The organism is Streptococcus infantis (genome assembly GCF_001579645.1).
Classification (GTDB): domain Bacteria; phylum Bacillota; class Bacilli; order Lactobacillales; family Streptococcaceae; genus Streptococcus; species Streptococcus infantis_E.
Genome location: NZ_KQ970822.1, coordinates 60,732 through 80,064 on the forward strand (window position 1 = coordinate 60,732; position 19,333 = coordinate 80,064).

Genomic DNA, 19,333 nt, shown 5'->3' on the forward strand with positions numbered 1-19,333 from the left:
ACCGTTTTCTGTTTGTGCTATACTAGTCTCACAAGGGAAAACGTTTGCGTTCCCTAGATTATAAAATTTGTTATTCTTTAGGAGGAATACACTATGTCAACTAAATTCATGAAGAGCGCTGCTGTACTTGGTACTGCTACTCTTGCTAGCTTGCTTTTGGTAGCTTGCGGAAGCAAAACTTCTGATAAAGCTGCTGATTCTTCTGCATCAGGAAGCCAAGAAATCACTTTCTATGTTGAAGACCAGTATAAAGCCTACGCTGAAAAAGTTGCTGCAGCTTATGAAAAAGAATCAGGTACAAAAGTTAACATCAAATCTGGTGACCAACTTGGCGGACTTGACAAACTTTCACTTGACAACCAATCAGGTCAAGCTGCTGACGTTATGATGGCACCATACGACCGTGTAGGTAGCCTTGGTACTGATGGACAACTTTCAGAAGTTAAACTAAGCGACGGTGCTAAAACAGATGATACTACTAAATCTCTTGTAACAGCTGCTGACGGTAAAGTTTACGGCGCTCCAGCTGTTATCGAGTCACTTGTTATGTACTACAACAAAGACTTAGTGAAAGAAGCTCCTAAGACATTTGCTGACCTAGAAGAACTTGCTAAAGATAGCAAATATGCCTTCGCTGGTGAAGACGGAAAAACAACTGCTTTCCTAGCTGACTGGACTAACTTCTACTACGCATACGGACTCCTTGCTGGTAACGGTGGTTATGTATTCGGTCAAAATGGTAAAGATCCTAAAGATATCGGTCTTGCTAACGATGGTGCTATCGCAGGAATCGAATACGCTAAAACTTGGTACGAAAAATGGCCTAAAGGTATGCAAGATACTGAAGGTGCTGGAAACTTGATCCAAACTCAATTCCAAGAGGGTAAAACAGCTGCTATCATCGATGGTCCTTGGAAAGCTCAAGCATTCAAAGATGCTAAAGTAAACTACGGTGTTGCAACTATCCCAACTCTTCCAAACGGCAAAAACTACGCAGCCTTTGGTGGTGGTAAAGCTTGGATCATCCCATCAAGCACTAAGAACCTTGAAGGCGCTCAAAAATTTGTAGACTTCCTTGTTTCAACTGACCAACAAAAAGCATTCTACGATGCAACTAACGAAATCCCAGCTAACACTGAAGCTCGTGCTTACGCTGAAGGTAAAAAAGATGAGTTGACTACAGCTGTTATCGAGCAGTTCAAGAACGCACAACCAATGCCAAACATCTCTCAAATGTCAACAGTTTGGGACCCAGCTAAAACAATGCTCTTTGACGCCGTAAGCGGTAAGAAAGATGCTAAAACAGCTGCTAATGATGCTGTAACATTGATCAAAGAAACAATCCAACAAAAATTTGGTAACTAATTGATTGCTTCAAGGGAGATAATTTAAACATCTCCCTTGATTTTTAGATATACTGACAATGTTTTCAGTAACTTTGCTGATTAGCATCGAGCTCAACGCTCGTATCTTAGGAAAGGAGCACTCATGGAACAACAACCAAAAAAAGCAGCCTTGCTTTCATTGATTCCTGGGTTGGGGCAAATCTATAACAAACAAAAAGCTAAAGGTTTTATCTTCCTTGCTTTAACAGTAGTTTTTGTCCTCTATTTTATTGCACTTGCAGCACCTGAATTGAGCAACTTGATCACTCTTGGTGAAAAACCTGGTCGTGATAACTCTCTCTTCATGTTGATTCGTGGTGCATTTCACTCTATCTTTGTAATTGTTTATCTAGCATTCTATCTTTTCAATATTAAAGACGCTCATACGATTGCAAAACGTATCAATAATGGCATCCCTGTCCCATTGACACTTAAGGATATGATTAAAGGTATCTATGAAAATGGATTCCCATACTTGCTCATTATCCCATCTTACGTTGCCATGACATTTGCCATCATCTTCCCAGTTATTGTAACCTTGATGATCGCCTTTACTAACTATGATTTCCAACATTTACCACCTAATAAATTGTTGGACTGGGTTGGATTGACTAACTTCACAAATATCTGGAGCTTGAGTACCTTCCGTTCAGCCTTCGGTTCTGTTCTTTCTTGGACTATTATCTGGGCTTTGTCTGCATCTACTTTGCAAATTGTACTCGGTATCTTTACAGCTATTATTGCTAACCAACCATTCATCAAAGGAAAACGTATCTTTGGTGTTATCTTCCTTCTACCTTGGGCTGTCCCAGCCTTCATCACTATCTTGACATTCTCAAACATGTTCAACGATAGTGTCGGAGCTATCAACACTCAAGTTTTGCCACTTTTTGCTAAGGTTCTTCCTTTCTTAGATGGCGTTCTCATCCCTTGGAAGACAAATCCAACTTGGACTAAAATTGCCTTGATTATGATGCAAGGTTGGCTTGGATTCCCTTATATCTATGTCCTTACTCTCGGTATCCTACAGTCTATTCCAAACGACTTGTATGAAGCAGCTTATATCGATGGTGCAAACGCTTGGCAAAAATTCCGCAGCATCACTTTCCCAATGATTTTGGCAGTTGCGGCACCTACTTTGATTAGCCAATACACCTTCAACTTCAACAACTTCTCTATCATGTACCTCTTCAATGGTGGTGGTCCTGGTAGTGTCGGTGGTGGAGCTGGTTCAACCGATATCTTGATCTCATGGATCTACCGTTTGACAACCGGTACAGCTCCTCAATACTCTATGGCAGCTGCCGTTACCTTGATTATTTCAATCATTGTCATCTCTATTTCTATGATTGCCTTCAAGAAACTACACGCATTTGATATGGAGGACGTCTAAGATGAATAACTCAATCAAACTAAAACGTAGACTGACTCAAACCCTCACTTACCTCTACTTGATCGGACTTTCAATCGTCATTATCTATCCTCTTTTAATCACGATTATGTCTGCCTTCAAGGCTGGTAACGTTGTGGCCTTTAAACTCGACAGCAATGTCAACTTTAGTCTTGATAACTTCAAAGGACTCTTTACAGAAACCTTATACGGTACATGGTACCTTAATACTTTGATCATTGCTTTAATCACAATGGTCGTTCAGACAAGTATTATCGTGCTTGCTGGTTATGCTTACAGCCGTTACAACTTCTTGGCTCGTAAACAAAGTTTGGTCTTCTTCTTGATTATCCAAATGGTGCCAACAATGGCCGCTTTGACTGCCTTCTTCGTTATGGCCCTCATGTTAAATGCCCTTAACCATAGCTGGTTCCTCATCTTCCTATATGTCGGTGGTGGTATCCCTATGAACGCTTGGTTGATGAAAGGTTACTTTGACACCGTGCCAATGTCTCTCGATGAATCTGCAAAACTGGATGGTGCAGGACACTTCCGCCGCTTCTGGCAAATCGTTCTCCCTCTCGTTCGCCCAATGGTTGCGGTTCAAGCACTCTGGGCCTTCATGGGACCTTTCGGAGACTACATCCTCTCTAGTTTCTTGCTTCGTGAGAAAGAATACTTTACCGTTGCCGTAGGTCTCCAAACCTTCGTTAGCAATGTGAAAAACATGAAGATCGCCTACTTCTCAGCAGGTGCTATCCTCATCGCCCTTCCAATCTGTATTCTCTTCTTCTTCCTACAAAAGAACTTCGTTTCAGGACTTACAAGCGGTGGCGACAAGGGGTAATATACCCCCGCCACCCTTTTTCTTTTTTGAACTTATGCTGATATAGTCTGATGAAAAACAAGAATTTATTGAAAATCCCCTCATGGCTAGTTGATAATTTTTATTAAAAGCCTACTTTCAACCAGCATTGTAGCTGCCCCACTTGAAATTAAACACATTTCTCTATATAATACTCATATAGAAAAATGCCTATAGAAAGAGATTTATGTTACCATATCCATTTTCTTATTTTAATAGTATTTGGGGATTTCGTAAGCCCCTATCTCAACGTTTTGGTCTCAACTGGTTTCAACTGATTTTTACCAGTATTTTCCTGATTAGTTTATCTATGGTCCCTATTGCCATCCAGAACAGTTCTCAGGAAACTTATCCTTTAGAAACTTTCATCGATGATGTCTACACTCCTTTGACGGATAGTGTGGTTCAGGATTTGGCTGCCAATGCAAAGATTGTAGATGGTAAGTTGAGCTATACAGGTTCATCTCCTCATCAAGCTTCTATCCAAATCGGAGAACCTTCTAGTTCAAACTTCCCTGAGGAATTACTTCTGAACTTTGAACCTGAGAAACTCATCATCAGCAAGCAAGGAAAAGAATTGACCAGCATTCGCTATCACGCGATAACGACTGAGAGCTTCCAAAGCAAGGAAAGCTTAACACAAGCCATTTCTAAAGACTGGTATCAACAGAATCGTATCTATGTTAGCCTCTTTCTTGTGTTAGGTTCTAGCTTCCTCTTTGGGCTTAATTTTTTCATTGTCGCTCTAGGTTCTAGCCTCTTGCTCTACTTTACGAAAAAATCACGTCTCTTTTCATTTAAAACCTATAAAGAGTGCTATCATTTCATTTTGAACTGTTTAGGATTACCAACCTTACTTGCCATGATTCTAGGTCTCCTAGGCCAAAATATGGCAACTTTGATTACTGTTCAAAACATTTTATTTGTTCTATACCTGGTCACTATCTTTTACAAAACGCATTTCCGTGATCCAGACTACCATAAGTAGGAGATTATTATGCCTGTTACGATTAAAGACGTGGCCAAGGCTGCAGGGGTCTCACCCTCAACCGTAACCCGTGTTATTCAAAACAAATCAACCATTAGCGATGAAACAAAAAAACGAGTTCGAAAGGCAATGAAGGAACTCAACTACCATCCTAACCTTAATGCCCGAAGCCTGGTTAGCAGTTATACGCAAGTTATCGGCTTGGTTCTTCCAGATGATTCAGACGTTTTCTATCAAAATCCTTTCTTTCCTTCTGTCCTTAGAGGAATTGCACAAGTTGCTTCAGAAAATCACTATGCCATCCAGATTGCAACTGGAAAAGACGAAAAAGAGCGTTTAAATGCAATTTCACAGATGGTCTATGGAAAGCGTGTAGACGGTCTTATCTTCTTGTATGCTCAAGAAAATGACCCCTTGGTTAAACTCGTTACTGAAGAACAATTTCCCTTCCTCATCCTTGGGAAATCACTATCACCTTTTATTCCACTTGTTGATAACGATAACATCCAAGCCGGATTTGATGCAGCCGAATACTTCATCAAAAAAGGATGCGGCCACATTGCTTTCATCGGTGGTACCAAGAAACTCTACGTTACCCAGGATCGTCTAAGAGGTTACGAGCAAGCCCTTCAAGAACACAAACTAGATCTTGATAGCCATCGTACCTTTTTCGCTGATGAATTCCTTGAAGAAAAGGGATATAATTTTAGCAAACAACTTTTTGAATACGATCCAAAAACCGATGCTGTTATCACAACAGATAGCCTCTTAGCTGAAGGTGTTTGTAACTACCTCAACGAACATCAGCTTAATGTCCCTGTTCTCAGCTTTGACTCTGTTAATCCAAGATTAAACCTAGCGGCCTATGTCAATATTAATAGTCTTGCTCTTGGTCGCACTTCGTTTGAGACGATTCTTCAAATCATCAATGATGTCAAAGAAAATCGTCAAATCTGCTATCGTCAAGTGATTGCACACGAAATCGTTGAAAAATAAAAACCAACTCTGAATATTTAAATGTCATCCTATAAGTTAGGTGAAGAAATTCTAACTTATAGGGTGATATTTAATACTCAATTATTTTCAAAAAGAAGCCTCATCCATTGTCTGCTGACAGTGGACTTTAAAACGCTTTTTTCCAGTCCTTGAATAACTTCTTGAAGCTTATCAACGACGGCTTCCAATGTTTGAGAAGCTTTATTTTTAAAACATCTTTTTAGAATTTCTTTCCAGACTTGTTCAATAGGAGTCATTTTTGGTCTATAAGGTAGGATGCCAATTCAATATTACTTGGAATCTCTAAGGTACTTGATTTATGCCATATAGCATTAACCATGACAAGTAAATTATAGTCATCTGGATAAGTTTGTGATATTTGGCGTACGATGAATCTCTTAGGAGTTGTTCAATTTTTTGTATTTCTTCGTTTGTAAGTTTCATAACTAACTATTATAAGATGTTTTTTTGATTTTAGTCTAGTATGAATATTGAAAGACATATACAAAATTTTACCGCTAAAAATTATTCCCCAAGGTAATAATTGATATCAACCCTCTAATTGTGAACATTATTTTTAACGGGCATTTTAAAATTATGCTATAATTAATTATATCAATTTTTGAGAGGTAAATTATGACAAACGATGTGATTCAAAAGGTTCGAATTGATAGTCTTGATGTTGATAATCCTTTTTTTAATTCTTTAAGGGCTGACTATCCCGGATTCAATTCATGGCTTAGTAGAAAAGGCGAAGAAGACGCCTATGTTTTAGTAGATAACAATCAATTATTGGGATTTTTGTATCTTAAAGATGAAGAGGAGGCTGATGATAGTATTACTCCTTCTTTTGATATGCAACGCCGTTTGAAAATTGGAACCTTTAAAATTAATCCTCATGGCACTGTTCTTGGACAACGTTTCTTAAGTATTATCTTAAGAAGAATGTTGAATGATAAGCACGATTTTACTTATGTTACTTTATTTCCTAAACAGACAGCTTTAATTAATCTTTTTGAGAAATTTGGTTTTCGGAAATGGGGGACAAAGAATAATGGAGAATTAGTTTATTATAAAAATTTGGAAGTCTTTAATGACATCTACAGAGATTTCCCTCGTTTATCACTTCAATACCCTACGAAAAAATATTTACTTTCTATTTTTCCTCGGTATCATACAAAGATGTTCCCGGAATCTCAATTACGTACTGAGATACATCACTATGTCGAGGATTTGTCCGTAACAAATTCTAGTGAAAAGATTTATATTAGTGCTGCTAGACAGGTGCCTGAAATGCGACCTGGAGACCATATTGTTATATACAGAACTGCAGAAGAAGGCATACCTGCAGAATTTAGCTCAGTTGCTTCAACAATCTGTACTGTTAGCGAGGTTAAGCAGATAACAGATTTTGAAAATTTTGATAATTTCCGAGAATATTGTGGTAGGGGGACAATTTTCAGTCAAGAAGAATTGCAAAAATTTTGGCATAATCAGTATCCTAAATATATTATAAAAATGCTCTATAATGTCTCTTTGAACAAAAGAATTATTCGGAGAGACTTAAGAGATATTGTTGGGATTAATGCTCAACGATGGACTTGTGTAGAGTTATCGGATAATCAATTTAGAGATATCTTAGAAATGGGTGAGATAAATGAAAGCTTTATTATCAATTAAACCAGAGTTCGTAGAAGAAATTATAGAGGGGAGGAAAAAATTTGAATATCGAAAGAAAGTTTTTAAGCGTTCGGACATTTCCTCTATTGTCGTTTACGCAACGAAGCCATATGGTAAAGTAGTTGGAGAATTCGAAATTGAAACTATTTTAGAAGAAAATATTGATAAATTATGGAGTGATACTAAGCACCTATCTGGTATTTCAGAAGAATTTTTCTATGAGTATTTTAAAGATAGAGATAGTGGTTTTGCTATTCAGATTAAAAAATTTAAAGAATATAATAAACATCTCGAACTATCAGAATTTGATTCTACGATAAAAGCGCCACCTCAATCTTTTTGTTATATAAGGAGGTACTAGTTTGGAATATATTTTATTAGTAGGTGTCCATGGTGTTGGTAAAACAACTTTGTTAGAAAATCTAAAAAAAGATATGCAATTTGTTGCCTTATCAATCAGCGACCTAATTCGTCAAGCAGGAAATAAAATACAGTCATCCGATAAATTTACAAAAAATATTACTAACAATCAAGAACTGTGGAAACAAGAATTAGCGACCTATCCATTTAAGGATAATGATGTTGTAATATTGGATGGACATTTTACACTTTTAAATCATTCGAAGGAAATCGTCAAATTACCTTTTTCTACTTTTGATGGTTTGGAAATCCGTAAAATTATATTGAAGAAAGAGCATCCTGTCGTTATTCGAGAGAGATTAGAGCAAAGGGATAATCAGTACTGGAAACAAGAATTAATTGAGTCTTTTCAAGACAGTGAGGAAAATCAAGCTTTGGAATTCTCTCGTTTAAAAAATATTCCCATTTTTATTTATGATAATGATTCGAAATTAGACGAACTCAAAAATCTATTAATTGTCTAGAGATGAATTTTAAAATATGAATAGCACCCCATAAGTTGAACAAAAATCTAACTTATGGGGTGCTATTCTCTATTGGCGTTTTTTTATGACTAGTTTTCGACTTCAACAAATCGGCCTAGGATATGAACGTTTTCTGAAACAGAAACAAAGGCTGTTGGATCAACTTGCTTCATGATCAGTTTAAAATCATTGAACTCTGCACGAGTGATAACCGTAATCAAAACAGCCTTACGTTCGTGGTTATAAGTTCCTTCAGCATCATGGATCATGGTTGCTCCACGATGCAATTTATTATGGATCTTCTCAATGACGGCATCTGGATTACTAGTGACAATCATAGCCTGCATGCGTTTTTGCTTGGTGAAAACTGCATCTGTCACACGACTTGAGACAAAGATGGTAATCATGGAATAAAGGGCATATTTCCAACCAAAGGTCACTCCAGCAATCAGCATAATTGTACCGTTCACCAAGAAAGAGATGCTTCCGACGTTACGACCAGTCTTCTTACGAATGGTTAAGCTGACAATGTCTGTTCCACCACTGGAGATGTTATGACGTAAAGCAAAGCCGATCCCCAGTCCCATAACGACACCCCCAAAAAGGGCATTGATGATTGGGTCCTCTGTCAAGACGACCACTGGCACAAACTGGATAAAGAGCGAGCTCATGGATACCGTGATAAAGGTAAAAATCGTGAACTTATGTCCAATTTGGTACCAAGCCAAAATCATGAGAGGAATATTGATGGCATAAAAGGCTACCGATATCGGGAAATGAAAACCAAACCAGTGGTTACTAAGGGCAGATATAATCTGGGCCAAACCTGTCGCACCACTTGAATAAACGTGCCCTGGTTGGAAAAAGAAATTGACGGCTACTGCTGATAGAAAACCATATACCAGAGAAGCTGAGATTTTTTCATCGTATTTTTCTCGAGAGATACTTTGTAAAACACGCAAAATCTTTACTCGATAAGCAAAGCGGCGAAGATAATGGTACCACTTTTTAGTTAGTTTCGTTTGTTTCATCTTGTTCTACTTGTAGATTAAGTTCCTCTAGTTGTTTAAGAGCTACTGTTGATGGTGCTTGCGTCATTGGGTCAGTTGCCTTATTGTTCTTAGGAAAGGCGATGACTTCGCGAATATTTTCTTCTCCAGCAAGCAACATGACAAAACGGTCAAGACCGATAGCCAAACCACCGTGTGGTGGGAAACCATAGTCCATAGCTTCCAAAAGGAAACCAAACTGGTCATTTGCTTCTTCAGCTGAGAAGCCAAGAGCTTTGAACATACGTTCTTGAAGTTCTTTTTGGTTGATACGAAGACTACCACCACCAAGTTCATAACCATTCAATACGATATCATAGGCAATGGCACGAACCTTGGCCAAATCACCTTCAAGCTCATGAGCAGTTTCTGCTTGAGGAAGGGTAAATGGATGGTGGGCACTCATATAACGGCCTTCTTCTTCAGACCATTCAAACATTGGCCAGTCAACAACCCAAAGGAAGTTGAATTTGTCGTTATCAATCAAGCCTAGTTCTTTCGCAATACGTCCACGAAGGGCACCAAGTGTTGCATTGGCTACTTCAAGCGTATCAGCAACAAAGAGAACCAAGTCCTTATCTTCAAGATCAAGTGCTGCTGTCAAATCAGACTGGATACCAGTCAAGAATTTCGCAACTGGTCCATTTAATTCTCCATCAACTACCTTGACCCAAGCAAGACCTTTAGCCCCATACTGCTTGGCTACTTCAGTCATCTTGTCGATGTCTTTACGTGAGTAGTTGTCTGCTACTCCTTTGACAACAATGGCTTTAACCGCAGGAGCTTCTGAGAAGACTTTGAAATCTACACCCTTGACAAGATCTGTCAAGTCTTGAAGCAACATCTCAAAACGAGTATCAGGCTTGTCAGAACCATAAAGAGCCATGGCATCATCATACTTCATACGAGGGAATGGCAGTGTCACTTCGATGCCTTTTGTTTCCTTCATCACGCGCGCAATCAAGCCTTCTGTAATGTCTTGAATTTCTTGCTCAGTCAAGAATGAAGTTTCCAAGTCGACCTGTGTGAACTCAGGCTGACGGTCACCACGCAAGTCTTCGTCACGGAAACATTTGACGATTTGGTAGTAACGATCAAACCCAGCATTCATCAACAACTGTTTTGTAATCTGCGGACTTTGAGGAAGAGCGTAAAAATGCCCTTTATTAACACGAGATGGCACCAAATAGTCACGCGCCCCTTCTGGCGTTGATTTAGAAAGGAACGGTGTTTCCACGTCGATAAATTCCAACTCATCCAAGTAGTTACGGATAGAATGTGTTACCTTGGCACGAAGTTTAAGGTTTTCTAACATTTCTGGACGACGAAGGTCAAGGTAACGGTAACGTAGACGTGTATCATCGTTCGCTTCAATGCCATCCTTGATTTCAAATGGTGTTGTTTTAGCTGTGTTAAGTACAGTAAGAGCTGTTACATCCAATTCAACTGAGCCAGTCGCCAACTTGTCATTGGCCTGCTCACGTGCAGCAACTTGTCCAGTCACCTCGATGACAAATTCACTACGAAGGCTTTCAGCTGTTGCCATCACCTCTGCAGATACTTTTTCTGGGTTGATAACCAACTGCATGATTCCTTCACGATCACGAAGGTCGATAAAGATTAACCCACCAAGGTCACGACGACGGGCAACCCAGCCTTTCAAGGTAATTTCTTGTCCGATGTGCTCCTCACGAACACGACCAGCATACATACTACGTTTCATGTTTTCTCTCCTCTTTTATTCTGTTACTATTTTACCATAAAAGCGCAGGCTCTTCATGAAAATCATCAGAAAAGTTGAGAAGAATCCTGCTATAAATGAAAAAATCCAGCAAAGTCATTCGCTGGATCTTATTTTACTTGGTATTTCTTTATTTTTTACGCTTTTCAGCAATCTCTGCAGCCTTTTTAGGGAGAACAATCTCCGTTGCATAGGCTGTCGCAAATCGCATAATACCTGCAATTGGTGCAAAGATAACTGCTAGATTGTTATAAAAGAAATCCCCTTTAAAAGCATAGGCAAGCGCTCCAATGATAAAGAAGAGAACAACTGCCTGAATCACTGCTAATAATATCACTCGTTTCATGACTTCCTCCTGAGTCTATTATAGCATGAGAATCATTAAAAATCCGATTAAATTATTTAAAGCATGTAAAGCAATGCTGTAAGCCAGTCCACCCTTGCTGATATAAGCCAACCCCAAGCTCAAACCGAGGGAACCATACACTAGGAATTGTTGTGGAGTTCCAGGGAAATGAACGAGGGCAAAGATGATGCTTGTTACTAGTAGAAAGAGAGCTGTCTGCTTGATGTTATCCTGTTGAGGGAAGACATAACGAGCTAGCATACCTCTAAAGGTTAACTCTTCTGTCAGGGGCGCAAAGACAACTATCATGAAGAAAGCGAAGAGAGGTTGATTATGAGTCAATTGTTCTGCCGTCTGTTGATTGACTGATGGATCATTTGGCAAAAAGAATTGAGCAACAATGACAAGGGCCCACACCAAGGCAGGCAACCAGATGTATTTGTTGAGGGCTGTTTTTTCAATCGTAACGGTTCCTGTCTTATACCACTTGTAGGTAACGAAGGTGAAAATTCCTGCTAATAAGACATAAATTGGGACAGCAACATATTCAGGCGCACCCATTTTCATGGCTTCTAAGCCTACGCCCTGAATAAAACTATAGACCATAATAAATGATAAGAAAGTAAGACTATACCAGCCAATATTTTTAAGTGTTTTCATAAGATTCTCCTATTTAAAATAACGTTTTGTTTTTCGTAAATGTGCAACATTGATATAGATATGGATGACAACTAAAAGAACTAAGGCAACCACTTGTATTTCTCGTAAAACAACTGATAATACTATCAATAAAAAATAGAGTGATGGCAGTAAAATTTGATCCAGCCTAAACAGAGTTAAAAAGGCACTCTCCATCTCTGCCTGCTTTTCTCCCTCATCATAACTGTTAAGATAATCTAAAATATCTTTTGGAGTGTAATAAGCAGACAGTTTATAGTGTCGAACGATAAAAATAGTTCGCAACAAGTAATTGGCAACAATAATGTATAAGCATAATAGAATAAGAGCTGGAAGAATTAGCAAGGTATTCTTAAATATCGGAGAAATCAGTATAATCCCACTGGTCATCATTGCTATCATCAAAACATTGGAAGAAACCGAACCATAATCCAAGTAACGATAGGCTCTTACATAAGTCTGATCACTATCTTCTTCCTCTGTCCCCCTTTGATAAAGAGTATAAACTTCTCGACTCTTACCAAGATAATACATGGCTAAGATGAAGGAAAGTCCTCCAATAACGAGAGCAAGTCCATAAATAGTAGGTAAGACTTGTGACATTTGAATCTGTTCAACTATACCTCTAAGAGTGTAAGCAAAGACTCCTACAAAAGCACTTAACATACACATTACTACTCTCAACCATCTACGATTATTATTCATTTTCTGACCTCTATCTAAACTAGCCAATAACCTTTAGTAGTTTCAGTGATCTTTCCTATTTGAAATAACGTTTTACCATAGGTATTTGCATTACATTGATATAAATATGGACTACCGCTACGGCCAAAAGAGCTAATAACTGAATTTCTCTTGTAAGCACAGAAACGATAGTAATAAAAATATACAAACCTTGTAAAATATATTGGTTTAATTGGAATAAAATCCGAAAACTCTGTTCCAAATTAGCTTGTCGCTCTCCTTCATCGTAAGAATTGACATAATCTAACACATCCTTTGGCATGGAGAAAAATGCCAAATCAAACTGACGAACAATAGAAATTGTCTTCAAAAGATGTTTTTGAACAACAAATAGCAACATCAACCCTAGAAAAGAGAGTGCTAAAGTTAGATAACTATTACCAAGTATAAGCACTTCAGTCGCCGATATAAAAAATGCTAACAAAGTCGTAACTGAAACTATGTTAGAAGCAATTGTTCCAAACTCAAGATTTCGATACATTTGCACATAATAGGTTTCATTCAGATTATCATCCATTTCCTCTTGATACAAGGAGTGAAATTCCCTACTTTTCTTTAGGAAATTGAAAGCCAAAAGGATACTAATCAATGCCAATAATAAACTAGAGCCAGAAAACCAAGGAATCAAATCTGTTAGATTGAAACTGACTCCCATTGCCAAAGCACGTCCCATAAACATACCTGTAATAAATGCTGATATAAACAATAATAAGAAATATAGCACTCGTTTCTTTTTCATTTTCATCCCCCTCTAAACCAAGCCAGCCAACCACTGACCAAAGGCTTTACCTGATTCAAAAATAGCTGTCAAACCTTCTGCTCCAAGCGACACCAAAAGCAAACAAACAACAAATAAGAGAATAGCTTGGTTTCTTGCTTTTTTCGCTCCATCTCCTAATGGCTCTTTACCTAGCCAACCTGCTAGATAAGCATAGAGAGCCACTGTTATAATCCCAATCTCCGTCGAAGAGAGAAACAAGAAGAGCGTCACCAAACGAACGATGTTGGTTTGGATGTTAAAATAGTTTCCTAAACCTGCACAGACCCCTGCAAGTACTTTGTCTCCAGTATCTACTTGAAAACCTGCTAAAAATTCTTTCATAATTCTTCTCCTCTTACAACTTCTAAACCTTTTGATTTCTTTTCAATCCATTCAACTACCGGGATGAGGCCAAAGTAAATCCAAAAGAATTGCTCACTTTGATACAGATTAAACCAGCCTAAGTCTGTCCCAATAATTAGAAACACGCTCACCAATAAAGCTACAAGTGCTACATAATAGAGCAGTTTATATCTCAACATCATTTCTCTCCTTTTACGAGCTCTTTGAATTTTATCTTTCTCTCTACCCATCTAAAGACTAATAGTAGCACTAAATTTATCCAGAAGAGATATTTACTTTCAACGATCGTAAACCAACCAAATAGGGTTCCAATCATAGCCAAAAGATTCACGATAAACACAACGATACATAGATAATAAATCACTTTATACTTGTTCATCACTCATCCTCCTCTAAGCGAAAAACTGACTCGACTGGCTCATTAAAGATCTGAGCAATCTTCAGAGCAATGACGATGGAGGGCGTGTACTCATCCCGCTCCAATAGACTGATGGTTTGCCTGGATACGCCTGCTAGCTTGGCCAGTTCAGTTTGATTCAGGCCATCGCGAGCCCGAAGCTCTTTTAGACGATTTTTTAGTTGCATGTTACACACCTACTCTCCGTCAAATTGAATCGTTTGAATATCCTCAATACGTTGTAGTTTGAATTTTTCTTTTCCCTTTTTATCTACACGTCGTAGCTTGATCCATTCCTCATCAACATCCACAACTTCCCAGTTATCTGTTCCAAATAATTGTCCAACGATGACCGGCGTTCTCCCAATCATTTCTTTTAATAATCTTGACATTTCTGTATTTCCTTTCTCTTTTCGCTCAAACTTTTTGATTTTATTCCCTAGTTTCTTGACCTTTTGAGAATGGTAGATACAAAACATAATCACAAGAGGTACAAATCCCAATGCCCACATAATCGTTCCTTTCTGCTGTACTTTTCTTTAACTTGATTTCATTGTAACACATCTTTTTATTTTTGACAAGTATCTTTGTCAAAAAGTTTAGGATTTTTGTCATTTTGCAAAAGAAAAAGGTCAGGAGTAAGATCCTGACCAGTTTATCTGTTATTAAAATCCTAATTTTGCAAAGATTTCTGAGAAGTTTTGGCTGATTGTTTCAAGTGAAACTTGAACTTCTTCTCGAGTTTGGTTGTTCTTGACTGTCACTTGTCCGCTTTCGACTTCGCTCTCTCCAAGAGTGATAAGAGTCTTAGCAGCAAAAACATCGGCTGACTTGAATTGCGCTTTGAGTTTACGGTTGAGGTAATCACGCTCTGCTTTGAAACCTTGTAGGCGAAGAGCTTGTACCAACTCCAAGGCTTTAAGATTTGCTCCTTCACCGAGAACGGCGATATAGACATCTAGGGCGTTTTCGATAGGGAGAGACACACCTTGCTTTTCAAGGATGAGAAGCAGACGCTCTACACCAAGTCCAAAACCAAATCCAGCAGTCTCAGGACCACCAAAATAGGCAACCAAGCCATCGTAGCGACCACCTGCACAGACTGTCAAGGCATTGCCCTCAATCTCAGTGATGAATTCAAAAATCGTGTGGTTGTAGTAGTCCAAACCACGAACCATATTGGTATCGATGATGTAATCTACTCCAAGATTTTCCAGCATCTGACGGACAGCAGCAAAGTGGGCTTGGCTTTCTTCATCAAGGTAATCCAAGATAGACGGCGCATTCTCTACTGCCACCTTGTCTTCTTTTTCCTTAGAGTCCAAAACACGGAGAGGATTTTCCTCCAAGCGACGTTGGCTATCCTTAGACAAGGTCTCCTTAAGTGGTGTCAAATAGTCAATCAAGGCTTGACGGTAGGCCGCACGACTTTCGGGATTTCCAAGAGTGTTGAGGTGGAGTTTGACACCTTGAACACCGATTGCTTTCAAAAAGTGGGCTGCCATAGCGATCGTTTCCACATCTGTGGCTGGATTACTTGATCCAAAGCACTCCACACCAATCTGGTGGAACTGGCGCAAGCGACCTGCTTGTGGACGCTCATAGCGGAACATTGGCCCCATGTAGTAGAACTTGCTTGGTTTTTGAACTTCTGGTGCGAAGAGTTTATTTTCCACATAAGAACGAACAACTGGTGCTGTTCCCTCTGGACGGAGAGTGATATGGCGGTCACCCTTGTCGTAAAAGTCATACATTTCCTTGGTTACGATATCAGTTGTGTCTCCAACCGAACGACTGATGACTTCGTAGTGCTCAAAAATAGGCGTGCGTACTTCTGCATAGTTGTAGCGTTTGAAGATTTCACGCGCAAATCCTTCAACGTACTGCCATTTGGCAGACTCAGCAGGTAAAATATCCTGCGTTCCTTTTGGCTTTTGTAATTTCATAGGGAATCCTCTTTATAACTTAATAGTCCTATTTTACCATAAATGAAGGGATTGGGACAGTCTGAAAAGAAGACGAACACCTAAATTTCATTTTTGAGATTGAGACTTGTCAGAAGAATAGCTATCAGAGAAAGACCTACGAAAAGTATCCAAGTCAACTGTATATCCCATACCGCCACCAGTGAAAAACAGGCCGTCCCCACTGGTATGGATAGAGTAAACAACAAACCTAAAAAATTACTAGTGCGAGAGAGAACCTCTGGAGCAAGATTTTTCAGCAGCATGGAACTAATTTTAGGGGAAATTTTACCAGAGATATACATGGTAAAAAAGACGAAAAGCATCCCGAGCAAGACTTGGTTTAACAAATTAGATAGACCAACTAGACTGGCTCCTAATGTGACCCACATCATCAATTTAGGCAAAGATTGCTTCCCAAAATAATCATTTCCCGTAAGACTACTGATGATAACTGCTAATAAGGTAATCAATTGTAAGATAAACAATGCATCCTTGTAGGAAAAATTCAGTAAGGAATGATTTAAAAGGAAGATGTTATAGATACCACCTAAGGCACCACCCAAAGCATTGATAAGCAAGATAGCAAAGAGCATAAAACCAAAGTTTTTCTGTCCACTTTTAAGAAAAACGAGACGTAAGTTTCGATAAATCGTTAAAAATTGATCTTTGATAGAAAGTTTCTCATTTTTCAGTGATTTACTATCAACAAGTGGAGTTGATAAGCTTAATTCAGCCCTTCCTAAAAAGAGAATGAGAGCTGATACTAGGAAAAATATGGCATTGATTCCCGCTACGAGCGAAAAGTTCTGTGTTGACACCCCTAATAGCCAAACTCCAAAAGCTTGGCCGCCAATAGCAGAAATATAGGTAATAAACTGGGAAAATGAGTAAGCCTCCATCAAATCTTGCTCTGCTACCTTTTCTTTAACGAGAGGCATTCGCAAGCCACCCGCAAAATCACTAGCTACATCACTAATGACATTGATGAGACAAAGGGTCGAAAAGGCAAAGAAACTAGCTTGCTGAACAACTAGGGCTGCTAGAAAAAATAAAACCGCCTGAAATAAACCGACATAGGTCATCCATTTGACCTTGTCCTTGGTATAATCTGCCCGAATTCCCACAAAAACTGTAAAAAGAGTTGGAAGCATCATCACAACATTCGCCATTGCAACGGCAACAGAAGCCTCTGGCAAAGTCGAGGCATAGACCACAAACACTAAATTAAAAATGGAAGCTCCAAAAGCATTGAAAAATCGTGATAAACTCAAAACTCTGTAAGCTTGATTTCTTAGTAATAGTTTCATATAAATTCCTCTCTTTCTCACATACTACTTTTATGGTAGCTCTAGTATAGCATCAAGAATCTTACAAGAAGACGTTTTTGAATATATGCAACAGACTAAACTGATAACGAAAACGATAGAATTTGTCTAATGCTAATAAGTATCTTCACAGTCCTATCGTTTCAAGTTATTTTATCTAGTTGCAGATATTCAACACTTCATGGCGCTTCTATAATAGTCAGCAGATCTGCTACAACCAATCATCTCAAAAATACGAACAGCGTCCTCCATTTTTCTCTGTCCTTCCTCCGCTCTTCCTTGCTTACTATCAAGCAAACCTTCTGCCCATAGGTAGACTATTCGAAAATAGGTTTCATTTTCTTCAAAGAAGTTCTTTTCAATTTGTTTTTTGAAATAGAGGGCATTGGTAAAATCATCAACTTCAATACAGGCCATAAAACCATTGAGGAGCAAGGTGTGCATCATATTTCGATTTTTCCCAACTCCTTGCAAGAAATCTGACTTCCGCAACATTTCTCGAGTGTACTTTGTAAAAAGCTGGACCGATAAAAGAGGAGAGCAGGAAGAAAAGAACAACAATTCATAGTGTCCCCAAATTTCGACAGAAAATAGATAATCATGTAGGACTCTTTCTTCCTCAGCGGTCAATGTAACCGTCTCATCAATGGCTTTCATATAAGATTTTATTAAAATCGCATTGAGAATGTGTTGCTGTCTATCTTTTGAAAAAGGAAGTTGTTGATACTCTCTCTGGTAGAGAGTGCGCAAGGATGTCAAATCTTGAGGGTCAATAGCCTCAACTATTCTGTTTCTAAATTCAGAATAGGCATCCTGATGAAAACCTCTCGCCAAAAATAACAATTCTTCCATACTCGCATGAATATTCTCCAAAGCTGTGATTAACTTTGGAGCAGATATTTCACTCTGACCATTTTCAAAACGCGACAATAAGGATGCTGAAAAGCGTCCACCTGTTGCTTTTCTCAAGGAAATTTTTCTTGATTCTCGTAACTCTTTAAAAACTTTTCCTAAATTCTTCATCCTCTTACCACTCGTCTTTTATTTTTTCCTATTTTACCACATTTCCTAATAAATACTAGTTCCAAACCAGCATTTACAATCTGAGCCAAGCATGGTACAATGAAAAACATCAGATATACGAAGGAGAATTTATGAAAAAGAATATCTTGACGACCCTTGTAGCTGCCCTTGTCTACTTTCTCTGCATCGGAGTAGGAGTTCTACTAGGAAACCTTGTCGACCACACTGGAAATATGTTTTACGCCCCTGCCTTTTCTGCTCTTGTGGGTGGTAGCGTCTATATGATACTTTTAGCAAAGGTTCCTCGTTTTGGAGCTATTACTACGATTGGGCTCGTTATCTCTCTCTTTTTCCTCGGAAGCAAGCATGGTGCTGGTGCCTTTCTTCCAGGAATCATCTGCGGTCTTGCAGCAGATGGCATTGCTCATCTTGGACACTACAAAGATAAGGTCAAGAACCTTCTTTCCTTCCTAGTTTTTGCTTTTGGTACTACTGGTCCCATCCTACTCATGTGGTTGACACCTCAAGCTTACATAGCAACCCTAGTTGCTCGTGGAAAATCTCAGAACTATATTGATCGCATCATGGTTGCGCCAAATCTCATTACCATTCTTCTCTTTGTAGCAAGCGTCCTTATCGGTGCTCTACTCGGTGCCTTGATCGGACAAAAACTTAGTAAGAAGTTTGCAGACAAAATGTGATAGAAAAAGAGCCACACAGCTCTCAGTAGATTGACAAACCCTTTCGGTAAT

Annotated in this window: 22 protein-coding genes and 2 pseudogenes; 9 read left to right on the top strand and 15 right to left on the bottom strand. The window is 38.8% G+C overall.

What is annotated here, in order from left to right:
• Nucleotides 1–93: 93 nt before the first annotated feature.
• From SINDD18_RS07555 to SINDD18_RS07575, 5 genes are all read left to right on the top strand, one after another.
• Nucleotides 94–1,365, top strand: coding sequence for an extracellular solute-binding protein (locus tag SINDD18_RS07555; protein WP_061863690.1), 1,272 nt, complete (start codon nucleotides 94–96; stop codon nucleotides 1,363–1,365).
• Between the two features lie 123 nt (nucleotides 1,366–1,488).
• Nucleotides 1,489–2,778: a carbohydrate ABC transporter permease gene (locus SINDD18_RS07560; RefSeq protein ID WP_061863691.1), complete on the top strand. Its 1,290-nt coding sequence runs from the start codon at nucleotides 1,489–1,491 to the stop codon at nucleotides 2,776–2,778.
• A 1-nt stretch (nucleotide 2,779) separates the two neighbouring features.
• Nucleotides 2,780–3,622, top strand: a complete 843-nt coding sequence (locus SINDD18_RS07565) for a sugar ABC transporter permease (RefSeq protein WP_061863692.1) — start codon at nucleotides 2,780–2,782, stop codon at nucleotides 3,620–3,622.
• Nucleotides 3,623–3,827: 205 nt separating this feature from the next.
• Nucleotides 3,828–4,628 carry a DUF1189 domain-containing protein gene (locus SINDD18_RS07570; RefSeq protein WP_061863693.1) on the top strand — a complete coding sequence of 267 codons (801 nt, stop codon included), beginning with the start codon at nucleotides 3,828–3,830 and terminating at the stop codon, nucleotides 4,626–4,628.
• Between the two features lie 9 nt (nucleotides 4,629–4,637).
• Complete coding sequence (locus tag SINDD18_RS07575) at nucleotides 4,638–5,624, top strand: LacI family DNA-binding transcriptional regulator (RefSeq protein WP_061863694.1); 987 nt, start codon at nucleotides 4,638–4,640, stop codon at nucleotides 5,622–5,624.
• 77 nt (nucleotides 5,625–5,701) lie between these two features.
• On the opposite strand, the pseudogene SINDD18_RS11410 reads toward SINDD18_RS07575, so the two are convergent.
• Nucleotides 5,702–6,000: pseudogene (locus tag SINDD18_RS11410) on the bottom strand (IS630 family transposase); the annotation flags it as partial.
• Nucleotides 6,001–6,260: 260 nt separating this feature from the next.
• On the opposite strand from SINDD18_RS11410, the gene SINDD18_RS07585 reads away from it, so the two are divergent.
• Genes SINDD18_RS07585 through SINDD18_RS07595 form a run of 3 tightly spaced genes read left to right on the top strand, consistent with a single transcriptional unit; the run spans nucleotide 6,261 to nucleotide 8,188 of the window.
• On the top strand, nucleotides 6,261–7,304 hold the full coding sequence (locus SINDD18_RS07585; RefSeq protein WP_061863696.1) for a hypothetical protein: 1,044 nt from the start codon (nucleotides 6,261–6,263) through the stop codon (nucleotides 7,302–7,304).
• A complete protein-coding gene (locus SINDD18_RS07590) occupies nucleotides 7,282–7,665 on the top strand; it encodes an ASCH domain-containing protein (RefSeq protein ID WP_061863697.1) in 384 nt (127 codons plus the stop codon). The genes SINDD18_RS07585 and SINDD18_RS07590 overlap by 23 nt, the downstream gene beginning before the upstream one ends.
• A gap of 1 nt (nucleotide 7,666) precedes the next feature.
• Nucleotides 7,667–8,188, top strand: a complete 522-nt coding sequence (locus tag SINDD18_RS07595; RefSeq protein WP_061863698.1) for an ATP-binding protein — start codon at nucleotides 7,667–7,669, stop codon at nucleotides 8,186–8,188.
• An 89-nt stretch (nucleotides 8,189–8,277) separates the two neighbouring features.
• Here the strand turns inward: SINDD18_RS07595 and SINDD18_RS07600 are convergent, their stop codons facing one another.
• The 14 genes and pseudogenes from SINDD18_RS07600 to SINDD18_RS07665 all read right to left on the bottom strand — a co-directional run bounded on the left by SINDD18_RS07600 (nucleotide 8,278) and on the right by SINDD18_RS07665 (nucleotide 18,581).
• The gene (locus tag SINDD18_RS07600) at nucleotides 8,278–9,219 is read right to left on the bottom strand and encodes a YitT family protein (protein ID WP_000814911.1); all 942 of its coding nucleotides are present in this window, start codon (nucleotides 9,217–9,219) and stop codon (nucleotides 8,278–8,280) included.
• Nucleotides 9,197–10,960: an aspartate--tRNA ligase gene (gene aspS / locus SINDD18_RS07605; RefSeq protein WP_061863699.1), complete on the bottom strand. Its 1,764-nt coding sequence runs from the start codon at nucleotides 10,958–10,960 to the stop codon at nucleotides 9,197–9,199. Before aspS ends, SINDD18_RS07600 begins: the two co-directional genes overlap by 23 nt.
• 148 nt (nucleotides 10,961–11,108) lie before the next feature.
• Entirely contained in the window at nucleotides 11,109–11,324 is a 216-nt protein-coding gene (locus tag SINDD18_RS07610) for a hypothetical protein (protein WP_000832173.1), read from the bottom strand.
• Between the two features lie 18 nt (nucleotides 11,325–11,342).
• A complete protein-coding gene (locus SINDD18_RS07615; protein WP_060955101.1) occupies nucleotides 11,343–11,984 on the bottom strand; it encodes a CPBP family intramembrane glutamic endopeptidase in 642 nt (213 codons plus the stop codon).
• Between the two features lie 9 nt (nucleotides 11,985–11,993).
• Nucleotides 11,994–12,707: a DUF3169 family protein gene (locus SINDD18_RS07620; RefSeq protein WP_241497358.1), complete on the bottom strand. Its 714-nt coding sequence runs from the start codon at nucleotides 12,705–12,707 to the stop codon at nucleotides 11,994–11,996.
• A 55-nt stretch (nucleotides 12,708–12,762) separates the two neighbouring features.
• Nucleotides 12,763–13,491: a DUF3169 family protein gene (locus SINDD18_RS07625; RefSeq protein ID WP_431305826.1), complete on the bottom strand. Its 729-nt coding sequence runs from the start codon at nucleotides 13,489–13,491 to the stop codon at nucleotides 12,763–12,765.
• Nucleotides 13,492–13,497: 6 nt separating this feature from the next.
• A complete protein-coding gene (locus tag SINDD18_RS07630; RefSeq protein ID WP_061863701.1) occupies nucleotides 13,498–13,848 on the bottom strand; it encodes a PspC domain-containing protein in 351 nt (116 codons plus the stop codon).
• On the bottom strand, nucleotides 13,845–14,048 hold the full coding sequence (locus SINDD18_RS07635; RefSeq protein ID WP_049526412.1) for a hypothetical protein: 204 nt from the start codon (nucleotides 14,046–14,048) through the stop codon (nucleotides 13,845–13,847). The genes SINDD18_RS07630 and SINDD18_RS07635 overlap by 4 nt, the downstream gene beginning before the upstream one ends.
• Complete coding sequence (locus tag SINDD18_RS07640; RefSeq protein WP_061863702.1) at nucleotides 14,048–14,248, bottom strand: hypothetical protein; 201 nt, start codon at nucleotides 14,246–14,248, stop codon at nucleotides 14,048–14,050. The genes SINDD18_RS07635 and SINDD18_RS07640 overlap by 1 nt, the downstream gene beginning before the upstream one ends.
• Nucleotides 14,248–14,454, bottom strand: a complete 207-nt coding sequence (locus SINDD18_RS07645; RefSeq protein ID WP_001176235.1) for a helix-turn-helix transcriptional regulator — start codon at nucleotides 14,452–14,454, stop codon at nucleotides 14,248–14,250. Before SINDD18_RS07645 ends, SINDD18_RS07640 begins: the two co-directional genes overlap by 1 nt.
• 9 nt (nucleotides 14,455–14,463) lie before the next feature.
• A pseudogene (locus SINDD18_RS11610) lies at nucleotides 14,464–14,932 on the bottom strand (hypothetical protein).
• Nucleotides 14,932–16,212, bottom strand: coding sequence for a histidine--tRNA ligase (gene hisS, locus SINDD18_RS07655; RefSeq protein ID WP_049526407.1), 1,281 nt, complete (start codon nucleotides 16,210–16,212; stop codon nucleotides 14,932–14,934). Before hisS ends, SINDD18_RS11610 begins: the two are co-directional and overlap by 1 nt.
• A gap of 80 nt (nucleotides 16,213–16,292) precedes the next feature.
• Nucleotides 16,293–17,540, bottom strand: a complete 1,248-nt coding sequence (locus SINDD18_RS07660) for a hypothetical protein (RefSeq protein ID WP_061863703.1) — start codon at nucleotides 17,538–17,540, stop codon at nucleotides 16,293–16,295.
• A gap of 189 nt (nucleotides 17,541–17,729) precedes the next feature.
• On the bottom strand, nucleotides 17,730–18,581 hold the full coding sequence (locus SINDD18_RS07665; protein WP_049526404.1) for an Rgg/GadR/MutR family transcriptional regulator: 852 nt from the start codon (nucleotides 18,579–18,581) through the stop codon (nucleotides 17,730–17,732).
• Nucleotides 18,582–18,712: 131 nt separating this feature from the next.
• On the opposite strand from SINDD18_RS07665, the gene SINDD18_RS07670 reads away from it, so the two are divergent.
• Nucleotides 18,713–19,282, top strand: coding sequence for an MptD family putative ECF transporter S component (locus SINDD18_RS07670; RefSeq protein WP_061863704.1), 570 nt, complete (start codon nucleotides 18,713–18,715; stop codon nucleotides 19,280–19,282).
• The last annotated feature ends 51 nt before the right edge of the window (nucleotides 19,283–19,333 follow it).